This is a genomic window from Actinomadura logoneensis (genome assembly GCF_003428695.1).
Taxonomy (GTDB): domain Bacteria; phylum Actinomycetota; class Actinomycetes; order Streptosporangiales; family Streptosporangiaceae; genus Spirillospora; species Spirillospora logoneensis.
Window position 1 is genome coordinate 1 of record NZ_QURH01000962.1, and the last position, 8,496, is coordinate 8,496.

8 protein-coding genes are annotated in these 8,496 nt (G+C 73.4%); all 8 read left to right on the plus strand.

Annotated elements, in window-relative coordinates; translation table 11 throughout:
* Nucleotides 1-350: 350 nt before the first annotated feature.
* The 8 genes from trpB to DZF91_RS32600 all read left to right on the plus strand — a co-directional run bounded on the left by trpB (nt 351) and on the right by DZF91_RS32600 (nt 8,278).
* Nucleotides 351-1,568: a tryptophan synthase subunit beta gene (gene trpB / locus DZF91_RS32565; RefSeq protein WP_235834736.1), complete on the plus strand. Its 1,218-nt coding sequence runs from the start codon at nt 351-353 to the stop codon at nt 1,566-1,568.
* Entirely contained in the window at nt 1,565-2,380 is an 816-nt protein-coding gene (gene trpA / locus DZF91_RS32570) for a tryptophan synthase subunit alpha (protein ID WP_117360891.1), read from the plus strand. The genes trpB and trpA overlap by 4 nt, the downstream gene beginning before the upstream one ends.
* A 241-nt stretch (nt 2,381-2,621) precedes the next feature.
* A complete protein-coding gene (locus DZF91_RS32575; RefSeq protein WP_117360892.1) occupies nt 2,622-3,113 on the plus strand; it encodes a vitamin K epoxide reductase family protein in 492 nt (163 codons plus the stop codon).
* 48 nt (nt 3,114-3,161) lie between these two features.
* Complete coding sequence (locus DZF91_RS32580) at nt 3,162-3,932, plus strand: DsbA family protein (protein WP_117360893.1); 771 nt, start codon at nt 3,162-3,164, stop codon at nt 3,930-3,932.
* A gap of 262 nt (nt 3,933-4,194) precedes the next feature.
* Nucleotides 4,195-4,956, plus strand: coding sequence for a DsbA family protein (locus DZF91_RS32585; RefSeq protein ID WP_117360894.1), 762 nt, complete (start codon nt 4,195-4,197; stop codon nt 4,954-4,956).
* Between the two features lie 187 nt (nt 4,957-5,143).
* A complete protein-coding gene (gene lgt, locus DZF91_RS32590) occupies nt 5,144-6,580 on the plus strand; it encodes a prolipoprotein diacylglyceryl transferase (protein WP_117360895.1) in 1,437 nt (478 codons plus the stop codon).
* A 17-nt stretch (nt 6,581-6,597) separates the two neighbouring features.
* Entirely contained in the window at nt 6,598-7,326 is a 729-nt protein-coding gene (locus tag DZF91_RS32595) for a VIT1/CCC1 transporter family protein (protein ID WP_117360896.1), read from the plus strand.
* Nucleotides 7,327-7,426: 100 nt separating this feature from the next.
* Nucleotides 7,427-8,278: a hypothetical protein gene (locus DZF91_RS32600; protein ID WP_117360897.1), complete on the plus strand. Its 852-nt coding sequence runs from the start codon at nt 7,427-7,429 to the stop codon at nt 8,276-8,278.
* Nucleotides 8,279-8,496: the final 218 nt, after the last annotated feature.

An 8,496-nucleotide genomic window follows, 5' to 3' on the forward strand; every position in this document is an offset into this window, starting at 1 on the left:
CACCCGGCCCTCCGCCAGGGCGGCTGACCCGCCCGCGCCCCCGCCGACCCGCCGCGCCCGGTTCTCCGCAGGAGGCCGGGCGCTCGCATGCCACGTCCGCGCCCCGCCGCGGGAGCCAAGGCGGTCCGGCCGGGCAGAGGTCGGTGTCGTCCCGGCCCGGACGACGGTGCGCCCGGACGGTTGGCGGTAGGGTACGGGCATGCTCGCTGAACCGCTGCGCGAACGATGGCGCGCTCGTCCGGCATCCCACTGACCAGACGAGCCCTCTCACGCAGAGACGAGAACAACCCATGACCATCGACGCCGCGCGCGGCGCTTCCGGCGTTCCCGCCGTCTCCTCGCGGACGACGCTGTCGTCCGGGTCCCCGGTCCCGGACGCGACCGGCCACTTCGGCGCCTTCGGCGGGCGGTTCGCCCCCGAGGCCCTCATGGCCGCGCTGGACGAACTGACCGCCGAGTACGAGGCCGCCAGGGCCGACGCGTCCTTCACCGCCGAGCTGGACGACCTGCTCGCGAACTACGCCGGGCGGCCCAGCCTGCTCACCGAGGCGAAGCGGTTCGCCGGGCACGCCGGGGGAGCCCGGATCCTGCTCAAGCGCGAGGACCTCAACCACACCGGCTCCCACAAGATCAACAATGTGCTCGGGCAGGCGCTGCTGACCCGGCGCATGGGCAAGAAGCGCGTCATCGCCGAGACCGGCGCGGGCCAGCACGGCGTGGCCACGGCCACCGCCGCCGCGCTGCTCGGCCTGGAGTGCACCGTCTACATGGGCGAGGTCGACACCGAGCGGCAGGCCCTCAACGTCGCGCGGATGCGGATGCTGGGCGCCGAGGTCGTCCCGGTGCGGACCGGCAGCCGCACCCTCAAGGACGCCTGCAACGAGGCGTTCCGCGACTGGGTCGCGTCCGTCGACACCACCCACTACGTCATCGGGTCGGTCATGGGGCCGCACCCGTTCCCGATGATGGTCCGCGACTTCCAGCGGATCATCGGCGTCGAGGCGCGGCGGCAGTGCCTGGAGCTCACCGGCGCTCTGCCGGACGCGGTCGTCGCCTGCGTCGGCGGCGGGTCCAACGCGATCGGCATGTTCCACGCGTTCGTCCCGGACGAGGGCGTGCGGCTGTTCGGGTTCGAGGCGGGCGGCGACGGCGTCGCGTCCGGCAGGCACGCCGCCACGCTGGTCGGCGGGTCGCTCGGCGTGATCCACGGCATGCGCACCTACCTGCTGCAGGACGGCGACGGCCAGACGATGGAGACCCACTCGATCTCCGCCGGGCTCGACTACCCCGGCGTCGGCCCCGAGCACTCCTGGCTGCGCGACACCGGACGCGCCGAGTACCGCGAGATCACCGACGCCGAGGCCATGGACGCGTTCTCGCTGCTCTGCCGCACCGAGGGGATCATCCCGGCGATCGAGTCCGCGCACGCCCTGGCGGGCGCGGCCAAGGTGGGCCGCGAGCTCGGCCCGGACGCCACGATCGTCGTCTGCCTGTCCGGGCGCGGCGACAAGGACATGCACACGGCCGCCGGCTTCTTCGGCCTGATGCCCGAGGGAGAGGCCCAGTGAGCAGCGTCAGGACCGCCTACGACAAGGCGAAGGCGGAGGGGCGCGCCGCGCTCGTCGGCTACCTGCCCGCCGGGTTCCCGTCCGTGGACGGCGCGATCGAGGCCGCCAGGACCATGGTCGACGCGGGCTGCGACGTCATCGAGATCGGCCTGCCCTACACCGACCCGATGATGGACGGCCCCACCATCCAGGACGCCGTCCACCGCGCGCTGGTCGGCGGCGCGCGGGTCGCCGACGTGTTCCGCACCGTCGAGGCCGTCGCCGAGACCGGCGTCCCGACGCTGGTCATGACCTACTGGAACCCCGTGGACCGGTACGGCGTGGACGCGTTCGCCCGCGACCTGCGGTCGGCGGGCGGCGCGGGCCTGATCACCCCCGACCTCACCCCCGAGGAGGGCGGCGACTGGCTGGCCGCCGCCGAGGCGCACGACCTGGACCGGGTGTTCCTGGTCGCGCTCAGCTCCACCGACGAGCGGATCGAGAAGATCACCTCGGTCTCGCGGGGGTTCGTGTACGCCGCGTCCCTGATGGGCGTGACCGGCGCCCGCACCGCCGTGGACACCGGCGCGCCGCGGCTGGTGGAGCGGACGCGCGCCGCGATCGAGAAGCAGGGCCTGGACCTCCCGGTCGGGCTCGGCCTCGGCGTCAGCGACGGCGCGCAGGCCGCCGAGGTCGCCGGGTTCGCGGACGGGGTGATCGTGGGTTCGGCGTTCATCCGCCGCCTGCTGGACGCGCCCGACGCCGCCGCCGGTCTCGCCGCCGTCCGGGCCCTCACGGCCGACCTGGCCCGGGGCGTCCGCCGCGAGATCTGACCACCTCCGCTCGTCTGTCCGGCCCCCGTCCCGCCACCGAGGCGGAGCGGGGCCGGATGGCGTGACCGGGGCGTGGGGCAGGAGGATCCCGGCAAAGTCACAGCCGGGTTCGGGAACTCCCTCCGACGCCCCGTCGGTTCATGCTGATGAGTCAGGTCGCCGTCCCGTATGGTGTGGTGTCGCCCGCGCGGACCCGGCGCGACGGGCGGCCCTGGACGGGCGGTCGTGGAAGGATCAACCGATGACGCAAGAGACAGCGGCGGCGCGGGCGGACGCGGCGCCGGCACGTTCGGCGGGCGGCCGCTGGTTCCCCGCGCTGGCCTGGCCGCTCACGCTGGCCGGCCTCGCCATCTCGATCTACCTGACCTACACGCACTACGACCAGAAGGCCCTGGTCTGCTCGGCCAACGCCACGATCGACTGCCACGCGGTGACGACGAGCAAGTACTCCAAGCTGCTCGGCGTCCCGCTGCCGCTGCTCGGCCTGCTGTTCTTCGTCGGCTTCGCCGTCCTGATCACGCCGTGGGCGCTGAACAACGCCGCGCCGCTGTTCCGCTGGGCCCGGCTCGGGTCGGCCGCGCTCGGCGTGCTGTTCGTCGTCTACCTGGTGACCGTCGAGCTGGCCGTGCTGGACAAGATCTGCCTGTGGTGCACCGGGGTCCACATCATCACTATCCTGCTCTTCGTCCTCGTCCTGGCCGACGAGTTCCGGCGGCTCGGCCAGACCGACTAGCCCCCTGACCAGCGTCGAAGAGCAGCACCTCCACCCATAGGAGCATCAATGAGCAAGGCCGCACGGGAGCGGTCGGCCCGGGAACGCCTGGCCGAGGAGCGCAGGCGTCAGCAGGCGCGGCAGAAGCAGGTCCGCCTGCTGACCGCGGTGCTGGGCGCCGTCGTCGTGGTGGCCGTGGCCGTCGTGGTCACCGTCGTCGCCATGAACTCCGACAAGTCCGGCGGGGACGGCAAGAACCTCAGCGCGAACTTCTACAAGGGCGCGACCGCCCCGGTCAAGGTCACCGCGGACGGCACCGTGGTCATGGGCAAGCCCGGCGTCAAGGGCCCGACGGTCGACCTCTACGAGGACTTCCAGTGCCCGATCTGCAAGGAGTTCGAGAAGGCCAGCGGTGACACCGTGAAGCAGCTCGCCGCCGAGGGCAAGATCACGGTGAACTACCACATCCTGTCGTTCGTGAACCCCGAGGGCTCGCCGCGCGCGGCCGTCGCGGGCTGGTGCGCCGCCGACGCGGGCAGGTTCCTGCAGTTCCACGACGTCGCCTACCAGAACCAGCCGGACGAGCGGAAGGCGCTGAGCGTCGACACGCTGAAGAAGTTCGGTGCCGCCGCGGGCGCGACCGGCGACTTCGCCAAGTGCGTGTCGGACCAGAAGTACGCCTCGCAGGTCAAGAAGAACAACGAGGACGGGCTCAAGACGCTCGAGGCGAAGTACGGCGGCAAGGCCGGCACGCCGTCCGTCCTCGTCAACGGCAAGCCGCTCGACCAGAACGCCATGTTCGACCCGAACGCGCTGCAGAAGGCCCTCACCGGCGTCTGATCCGCCCCGTCCGTTCGTCCGGCCGTCCGCCGCGTCCGTCTGCCCGTCCGGACGGACGCGACGGGCGTGACGGACGGGCACCGCGATCGGCCCACCGGCCGGTCACATCCCGCACGCTCCTCGTGCGGGATGTGGCCGGCCGGTCGCCTTTTCTCCGGTGCCGTTTCTCCCGGTCCCAGCCCGCGCCTGTCACGCACGGTGACCGTTCGACCACTACGCTCTGCAAGCGTCAGCGCAAGAGGGCGAGCCGATCGGGGGATCGATGAGCAAGGCCGACAGGACGCGCACGGCGCGCGAACGGATGGCGGCGGAACGGGCGGCGCGCGCCGCGCGGGAGCGCCGCAACCGGCTCCTCCTGATCATCGCGGGCGTGGTGGCCACGGCGGTGCTGATCGTCCTGGTGGTGATCCTGGTCGCCAACCGCGGGGGCAGGGAGGGGGGCGTGACCGCCGCGCCCTACGACGGGCCGTCGGCGCCGGTCACCCGGAACCCGGACGGATCGGTCGCGATGGCCGCCGCGGGCGTCTCCAAGCCCGTCCTGGAGCTGTTCGAGGACTTCCAGTGCCCCGGCTGCAAGGCGCTGGAGGCCGCGCTCGGCGGCACCATGCGGCAGCTCGCCGCGCAGGGCAGGACGAAGCTGGTCTACCGGCCGTTCCACCTGTTCCAGCAGGAGCCGCTGAGCGGCAACTCCGAACGCGCCGCGAACGCGGCCCTGTGCGTCCCGGCCGACAAGTGGCTGTCGTACCACGACACCCTCTACAAGGCGCAGCCCGAGGAGGGCAAGACCGGCTTCACCCCGGACGAGCTGGTGAAGTGGGGACGTCAGCTGGGCGTCACGGACGCGAACTTCGAGCGGTGCGTCCGCGACATGCAGAAGAGGCCGCAGGTCGCCGAGATGACCAGGTACGCCCTGGAGACCCGGCGCGTCCAGGGCACGCCGACGATGTTCCTGGACGGCAGGAAGCTCACCGTCAACAGCAAGCAGGAGCTGACCCAGGCCGTCGAGCAGGCCCGGGGCCGGTAGCGGACGGACGGCCGTGCGCCCGCCGGATCCGCGGGCGCCGCGGCCCGCCCGGAGCCGCGCAGGCGACGGCGGAACGGGGGTCCACCGTCTCTCCGGTTACCGTTCCGCCCGGAAGATTCGGCGATCGGGTGTTTCCGGTGCGGGACGTGCGCCCCCTTATCCGCTGGACGCGGTAACGTCAACGCTCATGCAGCCGGTGGCTTTCCTTCCGAGTCCCTCCCAGGGCGTCTGGCATCTCGGGCCGATCCCGATCCGCGCCTACGCCCTGATGATCATCCTTGGCATCGTCGTGGCGGTCTGGCTCGGCGAACGCCGCTGGGCGGCCAAGGGGGGCCAGCCCGGCACGGTGATCGACGTGGCCGTCTGGGCCGTCCCGTTCGGCCTGGTCGGCGGGCGCCTGTACCACGTCATCACCGACTACCAGCGCTACTTCGGGGACGGCAGGGACCCGGTCAACGCGCTGAAGATCTGGGAGGGCGGCCTCGGCATCTGGGGCGCCGTCGTGCTCGGCGCGGTCGGCGCGGTGATCGGCTGCCGCCGCCGGGGCATCTCGGTGCTGGCGCTCGGCGACGCGATCGCGCCCGGCATCGCGTTCGCCCAGGCGATCGGCCGCTGGGGCAACTGGTGGAACCAGGAGCTCTACGGCCGTCCGCTGGACGCCTTCTGGGCCCTGAAGATCGACCCCGCGCACCGGCCGCGCACCGCGGACGGCACCCTCGACCCGAAGTACGCCGACGTCGCCACCTACCACCCCACGTTCCTGTACGAGTCGCTGTGGTGCGTCGGCGTGGGCGTCCTGGTGCTGTGGGCCGGACGGCGCTACCGGCTCACCCACGGCCGCGCGTTCGCGCTCTACATCGCCGCCTACACCGTCGGGCGCTTCTGGATCGAGGCGCTGCGGATCGACGACGCCCACCACGTCGCCGGGCTGCGGCTGAACGACTGGACCTCGATCATCGTCTTCCTCGGCGCGGTCGCCTACCTGTACTGGGCCCGCGGCAGGACCGGCCCGGAGGCCGTCGGCGCGGTCGAGCCCGCCGTCCAGGCCGAGCCCGCCGCCGAGCCCGCCGTCGAGAAGGCCGAGGAGTCCGGGGACACCCCGCCGGCCGGGCCCGAGCCCGAGGACGCGCCGGAGGACGACAAGCCCGGCCGCACGGCGGAGGACGTCGCCGCCGAGCCGTCCGCGGACGAGCCGGAGACCGCCGAGCCGACGCCGGCGCACGAGACGGAGAACCCGGCGAGCACGGAGAACCCGGAGAGCGCGGCGAAGGCGGACGACGTGCCCGACCCTGCCCCCGAAACGGACATCGAGGGCGCGGACGGTACGATCTCTCCGACCTCCCCGAAGCCCGCCACCGCCGCCGAGTCCGCGCCGGAGCCCCCGGCCGAGACGGCGAAGGACGAGCCCGAGACCGCCGCAGAGCCCGAGGCCGACTCCGCGACGGAAACCGACGCCGACGCCGACGCCGAGGTCAAGGCCGACGCCGAGGCCGAGCCGCGCAAGCCCCGGGCCGGGCGCGGCGACAAGACCGAGGACGAGGACGACGCCGCGGGCGGGACCGCTCCGGCGGACGAGACCGACACCGGTGCGGGCAAGGCCGAGCCCGTCCGGGACGCGAAATAGGGAAAGAAGAAGCCGCCATGGGGGGACTGACCGCCGAGGAGCCCGAGATGCTCGCCGAGCATCACCACCAGCACCGGGACGTGACGGGTGGGTGGCTGCGGCCCGCGGTGTTCGGCGCGATGGACGGCCTGGTGTCGAACTTCGCGCTGATCGCCGGGGTCGCGGGCGGCAACGCCTCCCAGCAGGTGGTGCTGCTCGCCGGGCTGGCCGGGCTCGCCGCCGGCGCGTTCTCGATGGCGGCGGGCGAGTACATCTCGGTCGCCTCCCAGTCGGAGCTGGCGCTGGCCGAGATCGAGATCGAGCGGCTGGAGCTGGCCCGGCACCCGGCGGCCGAGGAGCGGGAGCTCGCGGCCCTGTACGAGAAGCGCGGCGTGGACCCGGTGACGGCGGCGGAGGTCGCGCGGCAGCTGTCGCGCGACCCGGAGGAGGCCCTGGAGGTGCACGCCCGCGAGGAGCTGGGCGTCGCGCCGGGCGACCTGCCGTCCCCGCTGGTGGCGGCCGGGTCGTCGTTCGTGTCGTTCGCGGTCGGGGCCATCCTGCCGGTGCTGCCGTACCTGCTGGGCGCGCAGAACCTGTGGCCCGCCGCGATCGTGGCGGCGCTCGGCCTGTTCGGCGCGGGCGCGCTGGTGGCGCGGGTGACGACGCGGTCCTGGTGGTTCAGCGGGCTGCGCCAGCTGGTGTTCGGCGGGGCCGCGGCGGCGATCACCTTCGGGGTGGGCGCGCTGATCGGCCAGTCCGGACTGTGACCGCGCGGGGGCGCCGGGGCGCCGTGCCGGGCCGGGGTGTAGCGACCGGAAACGCCCTTTTGTGCGCGCGTGGGCGGCTGGAACGATAGGCTCCCGCACTGTGATCGAGGCTCGTGACTCAGGCGCCACCCCGGGACCGACCCCGGCGGGATCCCCGTCCGGCACCAAGACCGGCGGGCGCGACTTCTGGCCGGCCGACTCCGCGGGGGACGGCGGCAAGGGACCGAAGGGGCTGAACCCGAAGCTGCTCATCGGCGGGGCGGTCGCGCTGGCCGTGGTCGTCGCGGCCGTGGTCGGCGCGGTGCTGGTCTCCGGCGGGGACAAGAAATCCGGCGGGGCCGCGGCGACGGCGGGGGAGAAGCTGCTCCCGACCGCCTTCACCCCGTGGGCCCCCGAGAAGGAGATGGCCCGGCTGGCCGACCGGCAGCACGACGAGCGCCCGATCACCGTGGGCGAGGTCTTCCCCTCCGACGTGAAGACGGTCTCCTACAAGAAGTACTCGTTCACGCTCGCCGGGACGGACCTGGCCGCCGACTGCAAGCAGGCGACCTGGGGCGCGGCGCTCCAGGCCGACCTGGCGAAGTTCCAGTGCTCGCAGGTCGCGCGCGGCGCGTACGTGAGCCAGGACAAGCAGCACGTCGGCCAGTTCGCGGTGCTGAACATGGTGAGCCAGGAGGGCGCGCAGCAGGTCGTCCGGAACCTGGACCCGGCGACCAACGCGGGCTTCGTCCGCGCGCTCAACCCGTCCGGCGCGACCCCCTTCCACAGCGGCTTCAGCGCCGCCTACGCGCACACCTACGGCCACTTCGTGGTCGTGTCGTGGGTGCAGCGGGCCGGCGGCGCGCAGCCCGCGAACCTCTCCGAGCTGGTGGACCTCAGCCTCGCGGTGGAGAAGCCGGCCGACTTCGTCTGGGGCCGTCTGGAGATGGCCGGGAACCCCGCCAAGCCATGAGCCGCTCCGCCTCCCGGTCTCCGGCCTCGGCGCAGGGCCGCCGCCCGCGCGGCGACCGTCCCCGTGACGACCGCCCGCGCGGCGACCGTCCGCGTGGTGATCGTCCGCGCGGTGATCGTTCGCGTGGTGATCGTCCGTACGGGAACGGGCCCGAGGGCGGCCGTCCGCGCGGCGACGCCGGCCCGCCGGACGGCTTCGGGGACGCCGGGCGGCCGAGG

What these genes read in the sequence shown, in the direction of transcription:
- DZF91_RS32575 (WP_117360892.1), top strand. Translation starts at nt 2,622, where the DNA reads ATGACGCAAGAGACAGCGGCGGCGCGGGCGGACGCGGCGCCGGCACGT.
- DZF91_RS32580 (WP_117360893.1), top strand. Translation starts at nt 3,162, where the DNA reads ATGAGCAAGGCCGCACGGGAGCGGTCGGCCCGGGAACGCCTGGCCGAG.
- DZF91_RS32585 (WP_117360894.1), top strand. Translation starts at nt 4,195, where the DNA reads ATGAGCAAGGCCGACAGGACGCGCACGGCGCGCGAACGGATGGCGGCG.
- lgt (WP_117360895.1), top strand. Translation starts at nt 5,144, where the DNA reads ATGCAGCCGGTGGCTTTCCTTCCGAGTCCCTCCCAGGGCGTCTGGCAT.
- DZF91_RS32595 (WP_117360896.1), top strand. Translation starts at nt 6,598, where the DNA reads ATGGGGGGACTGACCGCCGAGGAGCCCGAGATGCTCGCCGAGCATCAC.